At 57.8% G+C, this 18,682-nt stretch carries 13 protein-coding genes; 6 read left to right on the top strand and 7 right to left on the bottom strand.

The features are described from left to right. Window positions 1-94 precede the first annotated feature (94 nt). The 7 genes from LAO20_04580 to LAO20_04550 all read right to left on the bottom strand — a co-directional run bounded on the left by LAO20_04580 (window position 95) and on the right by LAO20_04550 (window position 12,691). Window positions 95-1,900, bottom strand: coding sequence for a methylmalonyl-CoA mutase family protein (locus LAO20_04580; protein MBZ5530686.1), 1,806 nt, complete (start codon window positions 1,898-1,900; stop codon window positions 95-97). Window positions 1,901-2,002: 102 nt separating this feature from the next. Then, entirely contained in the window at window positions 2,003-2,152 is a 150-nt protein-coding gene (locus LAO20_04575) for a hypothetical protein (GenBank protein ID MBZ5530685.1), read from the bottom strand. A gap of 39 nt (window positions 2,153-2,191) precedes the next feature. Then, window positions 2,192-4,147 carry a DUF3857 and transglutaminase domain-containing protein gene (locus tag LAO20_04570; protein MBZ5530684.1) on the bottom strand — a complete coding sequence of 652 codons (1,956 nt, stop codon included), beginning with the start codon at window positions 4,145-4,147 and terminating at the stop codon, window positions 2,192-2,194. Between the two features lie 17 nt (window positions 4,148-4,164). Then, window positions 4,165-6,123, bottom strand: a complete 1,959-nt coding sequence (locus tag LAO20_04565) for a DUF3857 domain-containing transglutaminase family protein (GenBank protein ID MBZ5530683.1) — start codon at window positions 6,121-6,123, stop codon at window positions 4,165-4,167. Next, window positions 6,104-8,074, bottom strand: coding sequence for a DUF3857 and transglutaminase domain-containing protein (locus LAO20_04560; protein MBZ5530682.1), 1,971 nt, complete (start codon window positions 8,072-8,074; stop codon window positions 6,104-6,106). The genes LAO20_04565 and LAO20_04560 overlap by 20 nt, the downstream gene beginning before the upstream one ends. 238 nt (window positions 8,075-8,312) lie before the next feature. Then, complete coding sequence (locus tag LAO20_04555) at window positions 8,313-10,319, bottom strand: DUF3857 and transglutaminase domain-containing protein (GenBank protein ID MBZ5530681.1); 2,007 nt, start codon at window positions 10,317-10,319, stop codon at window positions 8,313-8,315. A 275-nt stretch (window positions 10,320-10,594) separates the two neighbouring features. Next, a complete protein-coding gene (locus tag LAO20_04550; GenBank protein ID MBZ5530680.1) occupies window positions 10,595-12,691 on the bottom strand; it encodes a TolC family protein in 2,097 nt (698 codons plus the stop codon). 185 nt (window positions 12,692-12,876) lie between these two features. Here LAO20_04550 and truA point away from each other — a divergent pair, with 185 nt between their 5' ends. The 6 genes from truA (at window position 12,877) to LAO20_04520 (ending at window position 18,661) form a co-directional block, all read left to right on the top strand. Continuing rightward, window positions 12,877-13,665, top strand: a complete 789-nt coding sequence (truA, locus tag LAO20_04545; GenBank protein MBZ5530679.1) for a tRNA pseudouridine(38-40) synthase TruA — start codon at window positions 12,877-12,879, stop codon at window positions 13,663-13,665. A 12-nt stretch (window positions 13,666-13,677) separates the two neighbouring features. Next, window positions 13,678-15,255, top strand: coding sequence for an aldehyde dehydrogenase family protein (locus LAO20_04540; protein MBZ5530678.1), 1,578 nt, complete (start codon window positions 13,678-13,680; stop codon window positions 15,253-15,255). A 37-nt stretch (window positions 15,256-15,292) separates the two neighbouring features. Beyond that, window positions 15,293-16,561, top strand: coding sequence for a 2-isopropylmalate synthase (locus tag LAO20_04535; GenBank protein ID MBZ5530677.1), 1,269 nt, complete (start codon window positions 15,293-15,295; stop codon window positions 16,559-16,561). Window positions 16,562-16,659: 98 nt separating this feature from the next. Continuing rightward, the gene (locus LAO20_04530) at window positions 16,660-16,878 is read left to right on the top strand and encodes a hypothetical protein (GenBank protein MBZ5530676.1); all 219 of its coding nucleotides are present in this window, start codon (window positions 16,660-16,662) and stop codon (window positions 16,876-16,878) included. Window positions 16,879-17,100: 222 nt separating this feature from the next. After that, entirely contained in the window at window positions 17,101-17,322 is a 222-nt protein-coding gene (locus LAO20_04525; GenBank protein ID MBZ5530675.1) for a hypothetical protein, read from the top strand. A gap of 268 nt (window positions 17,323-17,590) precedes the next feature. Beyond that, window positions 17,591-18,661, top strand: a complete 1,071-nt coding sequence (locus LAO20_04520) for a hypothetical protein (GenBank protein MBZ5530674.1) — start codon at window positions 17,591-17,593, stop codon at window positions 18,659-18,661. Window positions 18,662-18,682 lie beyond the last annotated feature (21 nt).

The raw sequence follows: 18,682 nt of genomic DNA, 5'->3' as shown, positions 1-18,682 counted from the left end.
AACGCTGTCTATCAAACCCTGAACTGCCGGTGGGGTGCGATCTCGGATCACGAGCGATTCCGTGCGATCTCGGCGATCTCGGCGATCTCGGCGATTACGTGATGCTCACCTCTTCATACGTTCCATACACTTCCCTTAGCGCCTGGCAAATCTCGCCGACCGTCGCATACCCTCGGACGCAGTCAATGATGAACGGCATGGTGTTGGCGTCACTGATGTGGCCGTCCGTGCGGACTTGGGGCTCATGCGCGGCGGCGCGCTTCAGGGCGTCCAGGCAGCGCTCCACGGCCGCGTTGTCGCGGCGCGCGCGCAGAGCTTTTAGTTTCTTCGTCTGCTGCACCGCCACCGATTCGCCGATGTACAGGGTCTCCGGCTGCTTCTCTTCGATCACGAATTCATTGGAGCCCACGATGATTTTCTCTTTAGCTTCCACGGCGCGCTGGAACTGGTAAGAGGCCTCAGCAATCTCTTTCTGCGGATAGCCGTTCTCAATGGCTTTGACCATGCCGCCCATGGCGTCCAGCTTGTCAAAGTAGTCGAAGGCGCCCTTCTCCATGTCCAGCGTGAGCTTTTCCACGAAGTAGGACCCGGCAAGCGGGTCCACCGTCTGCGCGACGCCCGATTCATACGCGATGATCTGCTGCGTGCGTAGCGCGATGCGCGCGGCTTCCTCGGTGGGCAAGGCCAGGGCTTCGTCAAAGGAATCGGTGTGCAGGGACTGCGTTCCGCCCAGGACCGCTGCCAGGGCCTGTATGCCTACGCGGGCAATGTTGTTCAAAGGCTGCTGCGCCGTCAGCGACACGCCGGCAGTCTGGGTGTGAAACCGCATTAGCCACGTGCGTTGGTTCTCGGCCTTGAAGCGGTCTTTCATCAGCCGATACCAGATCTTGCGCGAAGCGCGGAACTTGGCAATCTCTTCGAAGAAATCGTTGTGTGAGTTGAAGAAGAAGCTGAGGCGCGGGCCGAATTCGTCCACGTCCAGGCCGCGGCGGCGCGCCCACTCCACGTATTCCACGCCGTCATAGATGGTGAAGGCCAGTTCCTGCAGCGCGGTGGAGCCGGCTTCACGAATGTGGTATCCGCTGATGGAGATGGTATTGAACTTGGGCGTGAACTTGGAACCAAATTCAAACGTATCAATCACCAGGCGCATCGAAGGCGCCGGCGGATAAATGTATTCCTTCTGCGCGATGTACTCTTTCAGAATATCGTTTTGCGTGGTGCCGGAGATTTTCTTCCAGTCCGCGCCCTGTTTTTCCGCGACCACCAAATACATCGCCCACAGCACCGACGCCGGGGAATTGATGGTCATGCTGACCGTGGTCTTCTCCAGGTCAATGCCGCTGAACAAAATTTCCATGTCTTCCAGCGAATCAATGGCCACGCCGCACTTGCCCACCTCGCCTTCGCTGGCCGGATGGTCAGAGTCATAGCCCATCAGGGTCGGCAGATCGAACGCCACCGACAGCCCGCCGCCGCCGCTGGCCAGCAGATATTTGTAGCGTTCGTTGGTCTCTTCCGGCGAGGCGAAGCCGGAGAACTGGCGCATGGTCCAAAGCCGGCCGCGGTAGCCGCTGGAGTGGATGCCGCGCGTGTACGGCGGCTGGCCGGGATAATTCAGGTGCTTTTCATAGTTCCAGTCATCGGGCAGGTCCGCCTGGGTGTACAGGCGACGGATGGGCATCCCGCTGATGGTGGTAAAGCGCGCCGTTCCGTTTTCGTCCAGGTTGACGCCGGTGGACGCGCCAATCGGCTTTTCCGGGTTCTTGTCCAGAGACTTGGCCAGCGTGGTTTCCGCCCAGTGCTTTTCGGAAACCGCGGGATGCCGCCCCTCAAATATTTCCGCGATGGGGCTTTCCGCGATGCCGGTCTCAGGTTTCTTCTTGGATTGATCTGCCATATTTGAGCTTGTTGACCGCCTCGGCCGTGACTTTGGGCCGCCTGTTCATCATAGAAGATGAGAAAAGGCGTGAGCAAGTAACCTTTAGACGGCACGCAGGCATCAGTTGGCTTTCTGCGCGCTGGTTGCTCCCTGGCGCAGCACGCTCTGCGATTCGTCGCCGGCCTGCACTTTGGCAAAAAAATCCTTCAACTCCGGATAGTGGGGAAGAGCAAAATAGGTGCCACCCAGCACCAGCGCTCTTTGCGTCACCAGCGTGGTCTCACTTTTGAAGCAAACCGCACCGCGCCGTTAATTACTTTTTTGAGCTTCAGCGGTTGCACCCTGGCGCAAGACACTCTGCGATTCGTCGCCTGCCCGCACTTTGCCGAAGAAATCGCGCAGGTCGTTGTAACGGTCGGGCTGGAAGAACACGCCGTTGAACAGCAAGGAACGGTCCACGTGGAGCCGCTTGCCCTCCATGCTGGATTGGCTTTTATAGCTGGCGTAGGTGGTTTTGGCGGCCTGCGCGGAAGCCAGGCTCTCCGCCGTATAGCCTTCCGGGACCTCGATAAAGATTTCGTCATGCTCGCTAAACGCGTAGCGCATGTACACCGGGTACTTGCGCGTCCCGGACTTCAGGAAGCCGGTGCGGTTGGACTGGAACAAAGCGGAAGGCACCAGCAGGCGCTTACCGGCCGCGGACGCGAATTCCGGCACTTCAATATTGAAGATGGCGGTGAGCGGTTCGTTTTCCTTGTCCCACGCCGCGGAATCGGTCATGTCCACTTTGGCGTGGATGGGGAGCCATGTCTTGACTTCTTCTTCCATTTCCTTTTTTCGCCCGGCATCATCCGTCTCCAAAGCAGAGAGCCGGCGCTCCAGTGATTCGGCGCCTCCAAACTCAACGCGTAGCTCGCCTTTGAGGGCGCCTTCAGGACTGAGCGTGAGGTTGGCGGACCGGAACATAGGGGCTTCATCCTGGCTGGCGCCGGGCGTGTTGAACAGCGGGCCAGGATCGCGCATGTCCATGGCCGCGGTGCCGGTTCGCATCCAGCGCAGCAGCCCGTAGGGACAGAAGCGGGTACCGGGGTCCAGAAAGATTGATTTGCCGTTGAGTCTTACCAGCGCGATTTCCGAATCCAACTGGCCGAAGGAGAGCACTTCCCGGTCAAAGAGCTGGGATTCGCGGCTGGAGACAAACACCACCGAGGCGGTGAGTCCGCCAGCGCGGGCCAGAGCCACAAACAGCCGCGTAATGTCATTGCGGCTGCCGTAGCCATGCTTGAGCACGTCCTCAACGTTCTTGGGGGCTTTTAAGTCTTCTTGTTTCTGTTCTTTCTCGGTCCGCCTTCGTTCGTAAGACAGGTTTCTTATTTCCTGCGCGCGCGCGTAGAGCTTGCGCAGTTTCTTTTCCGGGTCTGTCTCCGCCCCTATCGCGTCATCCGCGGCCTTTCTGATTTCCTTGATTTCCTTGTGGTTGCCCAGGAAGCCCTCGATATACAGAGAAAACACCCGCCCTCTCTCCGACCAGAATGACGAAGGCGAACTCATGTAGGGCGAGGTGTAAAAGAACCTGACTTTGAGCTTGTAACTGTCTTCCGGAGGCATGTGCTCTTCGGCTTCAAATGCCGGCACGTTTTCCACGTCCATCTGAAAAACGCGGTCTTTCATGTCATGGTCAGGGCTCTTGTCCAGGCCAGCAGTGGGCAGCCAGCGCACGGCCCACTGTTTGTCATAACGAAACCGAAAGTGGGCCTTGACGGTGAACATATCGTGCTGCACGGTCCAATTGTGATGCCGCAACCCTTTGTCGCCGTAATGCAGTTTGTATTTGTATTCGATGATGCTGCCGGCGGTGACCTGCGGCAGAGTGAAGGCCTGCACCCGGACGCGCACCCCCTTTACCCGGAACACGGTCTTTTCAAACGGCTGCTCGGTCATCGCAATGATGGTCCCGTCGGGATGGATGGTCCGCGCGGAGAGGTCCATGATTCCGGTCTTCTCCACCATGGGAATTTCCACGTTGGCGTGGCGCTTGCCGCCGTCGGAAAAGATCTTGATGCGCGAGTAAAAAAACTCTGAGTGTTCCTGGTCGTCAATCTGGTTGGCGTAGTACAGCAGGACGGCCGCGGCGCCGGGGACGGGCTTGAATTCCGTCATCTGAAGTTCTTGCGGGTTGATGGGAAGAAACTCTTCCCCCGGGCCGGAAGCCACACAGGGCGCGGCCAGGCCGGCGATCAAAACCGCGCAGAAAAGCCAGCGCATGCAGTTCACCTTTCGATTCAGTTGGCCCGCTTCAATACCGCCATGTTCCTCTCATCCTGATTGATCTGATGAAAGAACTTGCCCACTTCGCTGATCTTCTCCGCCGGGACCACGGTGGACTTGATCTTGTACTCGCGGCTGTACTTGAGCTGGGTACCGGTGTTTTCGAACTTGCTGCTGTAATCGGCGAAAGGAAAGTTCGCTTTGGCCGCTTCCGGCAACTCGTCAATCTTGTAGCCTTCCGGCAGGTTGAACTCAAAAGTATCGGTTTGCAGCGTGGGCACGTCAAAGGAGTAAGGGTAGTGGCGGGGCTTGGTCATATCCAGCGCCCCCAGCTTTTCTCCCAGCACCCGCGGACGCACCAGCAGCAGCGCTCCGGCGTTCTTGGCATAGTGTTCGGCCGTGAACTTGTAGCGGATGATCAAGTCCTTATCAATGTCGTCCAGGTTTTCGGCGTCCACGGTGTCCAACTGGAAGTTGCCCATCATTCTGCCGAGAAAACGCTCCAGGATTTTCCTGCGGTCGGCCGACGTCTGATGCTCAAAGGCATACCGGCCCAGGGCCGCCTCGTTGCCCGTGCGGATTTCCTGCACCTCTCCTTTGATGGAGCCGTCGGCCTGCAAGGTGAGTTTGGCGGTGCGCGTAATCCGGTTCATGTCCGGGGCGCTGACCGGCAGGTGAATCAACTCACCGCCTTGGTCGCTCACCAGCAATCCGTAGTTGTCCTGCTCATAAGAAGGAATCTGCCCGAAGGGGACCACGGTGGAAGTGGGATCAAAGATCAACAGATGGCCGAGTTTAGGATGCTCGTACACCGCGGGCATGCCTTCGCGGAAGCTGGCCGGCGGCAACTGAATGGCCAGGATGGCATGGTTGAAGCCGATCGTCGGCGGGGACTTCTCCGAATAAATCCCGCGGTCCGTATGGATCAGGAAGTAGTACGATTTCACGCCGATTTGCGCCAGCATGGTACTCAGCAAGTTGGCCTTGTCTTTGCAATCGCCGTACCGGTTGCTGAAAACCTGGCTGGCGGCATGCGGCTGATGACCTCCGATGCCGATCTCGATGGCCGCATAGCGAACGTCCCGCTGCGCAAACCGCGCCAGGGCCTTGATGCGGTCGAGCGTAGGCATGGCAGCAGGAGCCAATTCCAGGACTTTCTGCTGCAGCGCGGGAGATGCTTCGCGCATCGGCACCGTCAATTGGTATTGCCAGGCTGCGTAATCGTTCCAGTTGGCATAGGTCCGGCCCCTGGTCTTTTCGGAAAAGAAAGTGACGATGAGTTGGCCTGCCAGCGCCCGGAATTTTGGCGCTTCCACTTCCCTTTCAACGCGAGGAAGATCAGTCAAGTCCCAAACGTACGTCCCGTTCCCTCCTTGCGCGGCTTTTTCGGGATAGTGGAGCCACGCAGCGCGATATTCCCAACTCGGCGGCAGATGCAGAACATAGCGCGCGTGTTCGACCGGTATTCTGTCCTGAAAGAACCAGTGCTCTTCGAAGGTATAAGGATGGCGCTTCTGTTCGTATTCCACCCCGACTACGGTCCCCACGTCCACGCCGGGGATCCGCATTACCTTGACTTTGGTGTCCGAATAGATCTCGTACCCTTCGCCGCCGGAGACTTCTATCACGTCGTCCTTCTTGGCTTCGTACTCCTGGCCTTTGGCGTTGATGCTCCAGCCTTTGAAGTAGCCCAGCTTGGTCTCGTCGTCAAAGGGCACGGGTTGGAACGCCGAGCTGCGTCCTTCCGGGCGAAGCACCTTGATCACCTGGCGCACGTGCGTCACGGTTTCGCCGCTGTCTTTCACCGTGGTTTCGGTTTCATCCAGGAGCACAACGGCGTTCACGTCGTCAGCGTATTTCTTCACCGGCTGCTGGGCCGCGTTGCGCAGCCAGTCTGGCACGCCGGCGTTGGCAGCCAGGGGAAGCAGCAGGACGAACAGAACGATGGCGAAGTTAATTTTCTTTTTGTGCATGGACGCTGCCTCCCTGGAATACCGCTTGCTGTTCATCCCCCAGTTGGACCTGGCTGAAGAAGTTGCGCACGTCAGAGTACTGGTCCGCGCGGAAATAGATCCCGTTCACCTGCAGCACACGGTGGGACACCAATTGTGCGCCGCTCAGCTCAACATGATTTTGATAGACAGCGGCCGGCAGGCTGGCTTGATGCGACTGGAGCGCAGTTTCCACCGAATATCCGGCTGGGACTTTGATGGTGGTAGTGTCGTCTTCTGCAAACGCGTAGGGGAAATAGACAGGATACTTGCGCTCCTGGGTCTTAAACGCATTCTTCTGCCGGGGCTGGAACAGGCTCACCGGCACCAGCAACCGTTTGCCGGCCACAGAAGCGTAGCTGGGTACGGTCACCGTGAAGCTGGCTTCCAGCGGCTCTTCGGTCCCTTCCCAGGCTTTCACTTCTTTCACCTTGGCCACAGCTCCGGGAGGCAGCCACTTCTTGACTTCATCTTCCAGGTTCTTCTTTCGTCCCGCATCGTCGGTCTCGGTTGCTTCCAGACGGCGCTCCAGGGCTTCCGATCCCTTGTACACAACTTTGATTTCAGCTTGGAGAGCACCATCATCGTCCAGTGACGCCTGGGTGGTGCGCTCAATCACCGCCTGGTCTTGCGGGGCGCCGGGGGTCTCAAACATCTCGCCTCCACCCTTGGTTACGCGCATGGCTTTGGTGGACGTCCTGATCCAGCGCAGCAGGCCAAAGGGACAAAACCTTGTTCCGGGATCGAGCAGGACGTCGCGGCCGTTGAGGCTTACCTGGGCGATCTCCGCATCAAGCTGGCGGCGGGACATGGTGTTCTTGTCAAAGAACCTCTCGCTGCGGTTGCTCACGCGGACCAAAGACGCGGTAAAGCCGGCGGCGCGGGCCATGGCGATGAACGTCCGCGTGATGTCGTCGCGATAGCCATAACCGCGCGTCAGCACGTCCGCAACGTTCTGGTTGGGCTTCAGACTTTCTTTCTTCTGTTCCTCTTCCGTGCGGCCGCGTTCGTAACTCAGGTTCCTGATTTGTTGTGCGCGGGCGTACAGTGCCCGCAATTTCTTTTCCGGATCGGTTGCGCTGCCGATCGCCGCCGTCGCGGCCTCACGCGCTTCTTTCCGGTTGCCGATGAAGGCTTCAGACTGATCATTCCAGCGGTTGCCGACATGTTGCCAGAACGTCTCTGCAGTCCGGAGTTCCTGCCCGCCGTAAAAGAAGCTCACACGGTAGATGTAAGAAGCCTCGGGAGGCATGAAGGGCTCAGCTTCAAAAGGCGGCACGTCCTGGGCCGTCAACTCAAACCCCTCGCCTTTTCTCTGCGGCCTGATGCTGCTGGGCAGATGGCTGGAAAGGGAGAGCCCGGACCCTTCCTCGCCGACCAGGCGCCCGGTGTAGGCGCGGATGCGGAAGTCTTCCTTCACCGTGTAGAGTTCGTGCTGCACCGCCCATTCGTGGAAGGGCAGCTCATTCGGCGGATAGTCCAGTTTGTACCGGTACTCGACAATGCTGCCTGGAGTGACTTCCGGCAGGGTGAAGGCTTTTCCCATGAATTTGAAGCCGTTGCCTTTGACCAACACCTTGTCAAAAGGCTTGCCGGTAAAGTCAATGGTCTTGCCGTCAGGATGGATAGTGCGCGCCTTCACTTCCTGCACGTGGCAGCCCGGCGGCACAACAATTTCAACGTCCGCGTACTTGTTGCCTTTTTCCGTCAGGATCTTGATGCGCCGGTAAACCCGCTCCGACTCGTTGTTAGCGGCGGAGTCGTCAATGTCCTGGAAGTAATAAAGCTGAATGGCCGGTGCTCCGGGATTGCCGGGTACTTCCTTGATCTGCAGATCCCGCGGAGTGACGGGAAGCCAGTCAGTCTTTTGTCCCCAACCAACTGCGCAGGACAGCAGGCATCCGATATATACAAATGGGCGCAAAACTCTCATCAACTTCACCTCAGGGTATGCTGAACTCTAGGAGAAGCAAATCAGGGGGTGTCTTTGCGCCGTACTATATATCAAAAAGCAGGCTTTGACCATAAGTTGAAAATAGCTGATAGATATGAACCGGTTAGACCAGTAGTTACGGCCATCGGAATGATTGATAGGTTGCGGTACTAGCGGTGTGGTAACGGCGACCAGTTGAATCGCGAAGCCGGGTCTCCAGTGGGCGCCGTTGCATTAGTCAGTTTTCAGATTTCTCAGGACTGGCTGCTTCCTGCGGCCGCAGGACAGCCTGACTCTCATCGCCACCCTGGACAACGCCAAAGAATCCTTTCAGCTCAGGATATTTTTCCGGCGGGAAAGACAGGCCTTCCAGACGCAATTTGCGAGTCAAGGAAAGCTGCTGGCCCTGGACCTCACTGCTGAATTCGTAGCCCGCGTAGGCGAGTCCGGCCCGGCGCCTGTAAGGCGGCGCTTCCACGGTGTAGCCATCGGGCAACTGGATGGCTACTTCGTCGGATTCTGAAAAAGGATAGGGGAAAACGATGGGATACTGCCGCATGGTATGCGTGAACATGTTTTTCTGCAAAGTGGAGAAGAGCACCGCGGGCACAACCAGGCGCTTTCCCGCCACGGAGGCATAGCTGGGAATCTCCACGGTGAAGCGCGCGGTCAACGGGCTTTCTGTGGCGTCCCAGCCCTGCGAATCCGCCATTTTCACGGTGGCGCCGTTGGGCAACCCGGCATTCAATTCATCTTCCCAACTCTTGCGGCGCCCGGCTTCGTCCGTATCCAGCGCCTCCAGGCGGTGCTCCAGCGCATCTTCACCGCTTAGTTCGATGGTGATTTCGCCCTTCAGGGTGCCGTCAGCGCTAAGTTGCATTTTGGCCACGCGGTGCGTCCGCGACGGCTCGGGTGCGGGCGTGGTAGCGAAGGCATCGTAATTCCGGCTGAGCCTCAAGGCCGTAACCGAACTGTTCCTCCAACGCAGCGCGCCAAAAGGACAAAGCCTGGTGCCGGGGTCCAACACAATTTCTTTTCCACCGGTCCTTATTAAAACTACATCGTGACTAATCTGGCCCAGCCAGAGCACCAACCGGTTAAACGAGCGGTCTCCCCGGTCTGAAGCTTCCAGAAGGTACGCTTCGAAGCCCAAGGCGCGCGCCATCCCCGCAAACAATGCGCTGATGTCAAAGGACGTTCCGTAACCGTGCCGCAGCACGTCCAAAGCATTGTTGTTGGTCTTGAGGTCTTCCTTCTTGGATTCGGTGCTGGTGCGTGCCCGCTCAAAGGAAAGGTTTCTGACCTGCTGCGCGCGAGCATAGAGCTTGCGCAGTTTCTTTTCCGGATCGGTCTCTCCTGCCATGGTTTGCTCTGCCAGTTCGCGGATTTCGTGAAAATTCCCAATGAACTTGTCTATGTACTGCGTGCCCAGCCGCCGCCACTCTTCCCAGTATTTCTCCGGCGAAGCCGTCTCCCGGCCTCCGTAATAGAACAGGACGACCTGGCGGTAGTCGTCATGCGGAGGCATGTACTCCTCCGAGTAGAACGCCGGGACGTTCTCCAGATCCAGTTGCATCACGTTGCCTTCTTTTTTCTGGAGAGGAGTCATGTCCACCTGGTTCAAGTAACTATAGGACACTTGGGATTTTTGGCTGAGGTTGGCCCATTCGGTGGGGACCACGACCAGGCCCTGGAATGGCCGGAAACGCAGGGTCTCTTTCAAGGTAAACAGATCCCCTTGGACGGGCCACGCGGAAATGGATTGAACGGTGCGTAATGGCAGGTTGATCGTCCAGCGCACCTCGACGATGCTGCCCACAGTCACTTCCGGCAGCGTGAACGTCTTGGCGACATACTTTACGCCGCGCGCCTTGAGAACTGTCTTTTCCAGTGGCTTGTCTTTGAATTCAACAATGGCTCCATCAGGATGGATGGTGCGCGCAGCCACCGTCTTCAGAGATTGGCCAGGGCCAATCTCAATTTCCACATCCGCATATTTCTTGCCCGCGTCGTTCAATATCTTGATGCGTTTGTAGACAGAGATGAAGTTCTCATTGTCGTTCTTGAAATAGCTGAAATAGAGCTGCAAGGCGGAGGCATTGGAGTTTCCCGGCACATTCTTGATCTGTAGGTCCTGCGGGGTGACCGGCAGCCAGTCATCCGCTCCGGTCTTTTGCGCGTAAGAAGTGCGGCCAACCACGACCAGTACAATGACCAACGCAGCCAACTGACGGGGACGATGCATCGCTGATACCTCCATCTGCTTCCCAAGGAACAAGGCCTTTGGCGAATTCGCGAGGCTCCGAAATATAGCGCAAAAAGAAAATGGGCGCTAGGTTGAGCGGTTTTCATACATGGAAGATAGAGCCCTGGCCAGATGCAAGCGGAGTTCTATTGTGGATGGTTGCCAGTCCCTCGCGACTTATCTATGAGAAATCTCTCCATCGAAAACGAAAACCCGGCTGGAACCCATCCAGCCGGGCGGTCTTGCTTAGCCGGTTCTGCTCTAACTTTGTTGCGTTACTTCGGGGACGATGGGTTGGTCTCCTGCATGGCCGTCTTGCTGGGCATGGTACCGGGCACGTTAGGAATGGTCTTGATGTCGCCGGTCACCGCTTCATCGATCTTGATGTTGTAGCGGTCCAAAGTTTGTGCCGTATCCTGATCGAGCTGCACCCGGGCCTTGGCGTAGTTGATCTTGGCCTGGACCAGGTTGGATTCGTTCTGGGCCAGATCACGCTCGTCCTGCAGGACGTTAAGATAAGTGGAAGCTCCCAGGTTGTATTTTTTCTGCTCCGCGTCCAGAGTCTGGGCGGCAAGGTCGCGGGCCGTCTGGGCGGCGATCACCGCGGCCCGGCTGTTCTCCACGTTGAAAGCATCGTTGCGGATGCTGATGGCAATGTTGTTCTCCACGCTCTTCAGCAGCAATTGCGACTGACGGTACTCCAGTTGCGCGCGAACGTGCGTGGCCTGGGCCACACGATTGCCCAGCGGGATATTGATGTTGATGGCCACGCCTTTGTCCGGCGCAGTCGAATTGAACAGGTTGGAAAACGCGTCACCCAGCCCGGTGGCGGGGAAGGTCCCCGGCAGAAGACAGGGATTGCTTGCGGAAGGCACTACGGCGGGCGGGCAGGTCCTCAGCGGATTCTGCACGCCTGCCAGCGACGACGCACCGTAAAAGCCGATCAGGTCCACCACCGGCAACAGACCGTTCCTGGTGCCCTTCAGGGTAAGCTGGCTGTTCAGCAAATTGATTTTTTGCCCCGTGTAATCAGGCCGGTTGGCCAGCGCCAGTCTTACCAACTCCTCTACCGGCGGCAGGTTTTCCTTGTCAGGGACCTGCACCGTGTCCGTGGGGATCACTTCCGCCTGCACCACGGGAGAATCGTTGGGCAAGCTGCGCGTGAGCGCGTTCTTGATGAACAGTTGCTGCAGCTGGAGATTGGTTTTGGATGCGATCAGGGCCTGCTCGGCCGTGGCTACGCTGCTCTGCGCGCGGACCACATCCAGAGGCGCCAGGGTGCCGATCTCCACCTGCTTCTGGTTGTCGGAAAGGGTCTTCTTAGCCAGCCCCAGGGAACGCTCTTTCACTTTGTAGTCTTCGTAGGCGTTGACCAGGTTCCAGTAAATATTCTCCACCGTGCTGACGGTGGCGATCACCTGCCCGCGGAAACCTTCTTCGGTAATCTTCTTGGTGTTTTGCGCAGTGCGGATCAAGCGCAAGTTCAGGCTGCGGCCAAATCCCTGGAGCAGGTGCTGGCGCACTGAAGCCGAAAAGCTGGACTGCAACACCGGGTTCAAGGAATTGAGGGGGTTGTTGGAAGCCTGCCGCACGTTGTTGTAGGCGACGGAAAGCGCCGTGCCCGGAGAAAAGCCCTGGCTGTAGGTAAAGTCTGCAACCGTAGTGTTCTGTTGCGAGACTGCGCTTCCGGTGAGAACAGTACTAACCTGGGGCGACTTTGCGCGCTCGAATTGCAAACGCGTACTCAGCGATGGGTCAAAGTTGTCAGGCTGCGGTCCCGCGCCGCTGGCGGAGCCGACAAAGCCTCCAGCGCCCGTTCCTGCACCGCCGGAGCCCGCGGTGGTTCCTCCGGCGCCGGTGCCGCTGGAGCCGGTAATGCCGCTCCCGGTCCCTCCCGGCGTGTTGGAGACCAGGCCCGTGGATACGCCCAGGAATGAAGAGCCGGCCTTGGTGCGCAGGATGTCAGTGTCCGCGATGGGCAAATTGTAGCGGGCCACGGCGATGTCCAGATTGTCAGCCAGGGCAATGGCGATGGCGTCATTGAGCGAGAGAAACAGTTTGCCATCCTTGATCAACTGCTCCATCTTCGGCGCGTTGGTAAACGCCGGGGGCGGCACGGTGCGCTGCATATAGCGCGCGAACGGATTGGGAAGCAAAGGCACGGGCCTGGAGTAATCCACGTTGGTGGGCTCCGGCAAGGGCTTGACCTGCGGCGCGTCCGGCATGGACTTCCCACTCTGCGCGGCCGCGGCCGGAGCCGGCTGCATGGACAGGGCGGTGTTGGCCTGCTGGGCCGAAGCTGAAAAGGCGCACAAGCACACCACGGCAACGAGCTTGCGAAGGAAATTACTGCGGATTAAAGCTGCAGACATTACTTTTTCTCCAAAGTTTTGGAACTAATGAGATACAGACTGGATTTTTGCCTTTTCGGTCACCAACAATCATCTTAGATACGCGCCAATACACTGTTTGGTTCCCGCGAATGCACGCGCCGCATCCGGCACAAACCGATAGTATATCGGCATAGCAGCATCAAAAACCAACAGGGGAGACGGAATTGCCGCGTAATTTCAAATTGACGCTCGCCTATGACGGCCATGATTTCGCCGGCTGGCAGGTCCAGCCTGATCGTCCCACGGTTCAGGGGACTTTGCTGTCCGCTATCGAACAGTTGACCGGCGAAAAGACGCTGCCGCAGGGCTCGGGACGCACCGACGCCGGCGTCCACGCGCTGGCGCAAGTCGCCACAGTGGCGCTGGAGTCTCCCATTCCGGCGGCGAACCTGGCCAAAGCACTGAATGACGCGCTGCCGTCCGCCATCCGCGTGCTGAACGCGGAAGAAGTCCCGCCGGAATTCCACGCGCGCAAGTCCTCACTAGCTAAGACGTATCAATACCGGATTTATCGCGGCGAGATTTGTCCCCCGTTCCTGGCGCGCTACGTCTATCACCATCCCTACCCGCTGGATGAAGCCCGCATGACCGAAGCCGCGGGCCTGGCGGTGGGCCAGCACGATTTCACCTCGTTCGCGGCCGTGGATCCTGAGAAGAAAGCCCCGGAGAAAAGAATCGACCCGGAAAGCGGGCAAGAAGGCTTGGCCGCGAACAATGTTCGGACGATTTATTCTTCAACCTGGCAGCGCCAAGGCGACGAGTTGCACTACACCGTCCGCGGCAACGGATTTCTTCATCACATGGTGCGCAACCTGGTGGGGACTTTTCTGATGGTGGGCAAAGGCTCGCTAACGGGAATAGATTTCACCCGCATCCTGGAGCTGCGTGACCGCTCCGCCGCGGCGGCCACGGCCCCGGCCAGCGGCTTGTTTCTGGTGAGCGTAGAATACTGACGGAATCCCAATATGAGCGCTATTCAAGCTGAACCGGCCCACGCACAACTGCCCGTCTTAAATCCCGCGACGCGGGAAACCATCGGCTCCGTTCCCATCTTTACGCAAGCGGAGATTGCCGCTGCCGTGGACCGCGCGCGCGCGGCGCAAGCCCGCTGGGCGACAACGCCCGTCCGCGAACGCCTGCAGATCGTCCGCCGCTTTCAGCAGCTTTTATGCGATCAAAAAGACGCGGTGACGGCGGTCATCACGCGCGAAGCCGGCAAGCCGCTGGCGGAAGCGCTCGCCACGGAAATCCTGGTGGTGCTGGACGGCGCGCAATATCTCCTCGACAACGCCGCAGACTTCCTGCGTCCGGAACACGTTCCGCACGCCAACCTGGCCATGAAGCTCAAGCGCGGCACGCTGCTGCGCGAGCCTTACGGCGTGATCGGCATCATCAGCCCGTGGAACTATCCGTTCAGCCTGCCTTCGGTGCAGACCTTGACGGCGCTGGTCACGGGCAACGCGGTGGTGCTGAAGCCGTCAGAGTTCACGCCGTTTTCTTCGCTGGAGTTGCAGCGGCTTCTGCGCGAAGCTGGCCTGGACCGCGATCTGCTGCAGGTGGTCACCGGCGAAGGCCCGGCGGGCAGCGCGCTGCTGCAATCCAAGATTGACAAGATGGTTTTCACCGGCAGCGTAGCGACGGGGAAGAAAGTGGCGCAAGCCGCGGCGGCGCGGCTGCTGCCCGTGGTGCTGGAACTGGGCGGCAAAGATCCCATGATTGTGCTGGACGACGCCGACGTTGACGTGGCGTCGAGCGCGGCGGTGTGGGGCGCATTCATGAACGCCGGGCAGACTTGCTTGTCGGTGGAGCGCTGCTACGTGCACGAATCCATCTACGAACCGTTTTTGAAGTCGTGCGCAGAAAAAGCCGGCAAACTTCGTCCTGGCGCTGGCACTGACCCCAACAGCGATATCGGGCCGCTGATCCATGAACGGCAATTGCGGACGGTGCAAGCCCACGTGGAAGACGCCATCGCCCACGGAGCGCGGCTGCTGGCGGGAGGAAAGACTCTGCCGCAGATCGGGCCAGGCTTCTTTGCCCCGACGGTGCTGGCTGACGTAACGCACTCCATGGACATCATGCGCGAAGAGACCTTTGGTCCAGTGTTGCCGGTGCGCAGCTTCAAGACTGACGACGAAGCCGTGGCGCTGGCGAATGACTCGGAATTCGGCCTGGCGGCCAGCGTATGGACGCGCAACAAGGCTCGCGGCGAAACGCTGGCCCGCGGCATTCACGCCGGAACGGTCATGGTGAACGACGTGATTTGCTGCTTCGGCATCAGCGAAGCGCCCCATGGCGGCATCAAAGCCAGCGGCATCGGCCGCACCCACGGCCGCTTTGGCCTGGAAGAGATGGTCTGGCCCAAGTATGTGGATTCTGACCAGATGCCGGGCATGAAAAAGCTGTGGTGGTACGGCTATGGGCCGGCGTTCCGGCGGCAGATGCAGGGGTTCATCGAACTTCTGTTTGCCGGAAACTTAACAAACCGTGTTCGTGGAGCGTCAAAAAGCATAAAATCCTATCTAGGCCGCAAGCCCTTTTAGCGTAAAATCGCCACGTAAGGGCAATAGATTTTACAAAGTGACACTCAAACACTCCCATCTGATCTACGACTGGAACTCCGCGTCCGGGCCTGAATTCAGTCCTGCCGGGCGAGTTCTGCTTAACGATGAAACCCTGCGCGATGGCCTGCAGTCACCTTCGGTGAAAGACCCGCCTATCGGTGACAAGCTGGCCATCCTCCACCTGATGGAGGACCTGGGAATCAATTCGCTGGATATCGGATTGCCGGGCGCCGGGCCGCGCGCGGTGGCCGACGTGGAGCGTCTGGCCAAAGAGATTGCCAATTGCCGGATGAGAATCAAGCCCAACTGCGCCGCGCGCACGCATGAGAATGACATTCGTCCGATCGCCGAGATTTCCCAGCGCGCCGGCATCGCCATTGAAGTTGCGTGCTTCCTCGGCTCCAGTCCCATTCGCCGTTACACGGAAAACTGGACTGACGACTTTCTTCTCCAGACCACGGAAAAAGCTGTAAAGTACGCGCGTTCGTTGGGTCTGGAAGTGATGTACGTGACCGAAGACACCACGCGCTGCGACCCTGAAACCGTGAAGCGGCTGTACAGCACGGCCATCAACTGCGGGGCCACGGCCATTGTGATTTGTGACACGGTGGGACACGCCACGCCCGCCGGCGTCCGGTCACTGATTCACTTTGTGATGGATGAAATCGTGTGGCCTGCAGGGCCGCTGCCTTCGGGGAAAAAGGTCCGCGTGGATTGGCACGGCCATTCCGACCGCGGCTTGGGCGTGGCCAATGCGCTGGCCGCTCTGGCGGCGGGCGCGGACTGCGTACACGCCACCGCGCTGGGCATCGGCGAGCGCGTAGGCAACACGCAGATGGACCAGATGCTGGTCAACCTGAAGCTGATGGGCGTTTCGCCCTGGGCGGAGCAGGACCTCACACATCTCAAGGACTACTGCCTCGCCGTGTCGCGGGCCACGGGCGTTCCCATCCCGCGCAACTATCCCGTGCTGGGCGATGATGCCTTTCGTACAGCGACGGGAGTACATGCCTCGGCGGTCATTAAGGCATTCAAAAAAGGCGACATTGAACTGGCCAATAGCGTGTATTCCGGTGTACCCTCTCATTACTTCGGCCTGGAACAAGTCATTGAGATTGGCCCCATGAGCGGCAAGTCAAACGTGATCTTCTGGCTGGAGCGTAAGGGAGTCCCTCCGGCTGACGATCTGGTGGAGCGCATTTTTCAGCGGGCCAAAGCGTCAGACCGGTGCCTTACCGAAGAAGAGATTCTCGCCTGCTGCCAGAATGCGCCAGCTGGGACCTGAGACCGTGATGAATCAACGGTTTACGCGGACGGCGAAACTATCGGGTCCAATGTGGGTTTGCAAAATTACACTCTGAACTTCCCTTTAAAGGAGAAAGCATGAAGAAGCTGTTCGCGTTTGTATTAACCATGTTGCTCGGCGCTTCGCTGACCTTTGCACAGGCCACCGGCGGCACTGACAAGACCGAAAAGGGCGGCAAGAAGACCACCGCTGCCGCTTCGGGCAAGAAAGCCACAAAAACCAAAACCGCCAGCAAGAAGGGCGGCAAGAAGAGCAAGAAGAGCAGCGGCGGCACCACCACTCCGGCCCCGAAATAACTTCCTGGAAGTTTTTTTCATGGAAAGCGGCCCTGCCGAACGGGGCCGCTTCTTTTTCGCTCCAACAAACTTGAGCGGAGCAAGCGCATGTAGCTCTTGCCAAAAACCGCAACTCGTATTCCAATAGAGCCGCTCTGAAGCGCCTTTTGACCAGGCGAAACTTTTTCCCTGGCAACGGTTTCTAGTACCTACATATCTGAACTTCCCTTTAAAGGAGAAAGCATGAAGAAGCTGTTCACGTTTGTATTCACCATGTTGCTGGGCAGTGCCCTGGCTATTGCGCAGACGGGCACCGGCTCAAGCGGCGATAAGACCGCACCAGGCAAAAAGGCCACTACGGCCTCCGCCACAAGTGGCAAAAAGGCCACCAAAACCAAAAAAGGCCACAAGGGCGGAAAGAAGAGCAAGAAGAGCAGCACCAGCACCACGCCGCCTCCGAAATAACTTCTTGCAAGGTTTTTCATCGAAAGCGGCTCTGCCAAACGGGGCCGCTTCTTTCTTGTCCAGACGCCTTTGATCCGGGAATACGCTTGGTGGCTATTGCCAAAAAGCCCGCCTCGTATAAACAGAGTGGAAAAGGTAGGCACCCGCCCTAATTCTTTTTGGGGGCATTGACACGGGTTGCTTTACGGCATTCCTCCAGTCATTGTAAGCTGTCAAACCTATGTAAAAAGACGGTAGCGTCAACAAAGTTACTTTTTTAGAGGGGCAGATGGCGATCCCGCCCGAAATCCTGAAAATAATTTCTCAGTGGCTAAAGTATATCGGCATTGCTCTTACTTCGGGGATCAGCCTTCATAGCCTTGGCCGAGAAACCTTCGATAAAGAGAGACGAGTTCTCACGAAGCCAGGTAGGCGCCACAGAAATCTGTTAATCGCATCGGGTCTTCTTGCCCTCGTCAGTGCGTTGGTTGAGAATGACGCTGATAAGAAACTAAAAGAAATAGCAACGAAGAACGGGGATCGGGCCTTTCAGGGCCGCTTAGCGGCCTCAAATCAAGAACTGGTAGAAGCTCTTACACCTCGATTAAGCACTCTGCTGCAGAAGCAGGAGGATGGAACAACAAGATCGATTAACCGGATTGATCTCGCCGCGAGAGCTCTCAAACAAACCATCTCAGAAACCAATCCCCTCGATTCAGTGCACGCCAAGATCACTCTCTCAAACTTTGAAAAAATAGAGATTACATATCCAAAGACTGGAGGTGTGGCTAATGTAGCTTTCGTCACCGACAAGATCGATTCAAAAGACTGGAATGAAATCGTGTGTTCACGAGAACGGGCAATGTGGTCTCCGTGGCAAATGGTTGTGCCAATTTCGTCAACTATTGAAATGGTGCTTGGCAACAATTCCGAGATGGGGGATTTACGGAATGACTGTAACATTCCTGCATTTGTGAGGGTGGAACCGGCATCCGGTAGGCTCGGGGCTTGGGGAGGCCAGCCTTTCTTTCGCCACAGCAATATCGAGTTGCATTTGTCCTCTGAAATTGCCATCAACCAATTGCCAGAGTCAGCAAAATGGAGCATGCATCTGCGATCACTAGACCGGGCGGGAAGCCCAGACCTAATGATGGAACCTATCCCTGGAAAATCAGAAATGCAACTAATCCCTCGTAAAGTCGAGGTTGAAATCACGGCGGTTCATTTCGGGATGCCGAGCAGAAAAGTAGTGCGCACATATCAACCCGGGAGAGAGAGTGACAGTTGGTTTTTTCATGAAATTGACTATGTCAACATTGGGCAAGGGCCGAAGGACAATTTGGCTAGCGGCGGACGATAAAACGCGCCAGTGGCAATTGCG

Source organism: Terriglobia bacterium, assembly GCA_020072815.1.
Taxonomy (GTDB): domain Bacteria; phylum Acidobacteriota; class Terriglobia; order Terriglobales; family Acidobacteriaceae; genus Angelobacter.
This window is presented reverse-complemented; position numbering and strand designations above follow the sequence as displayed.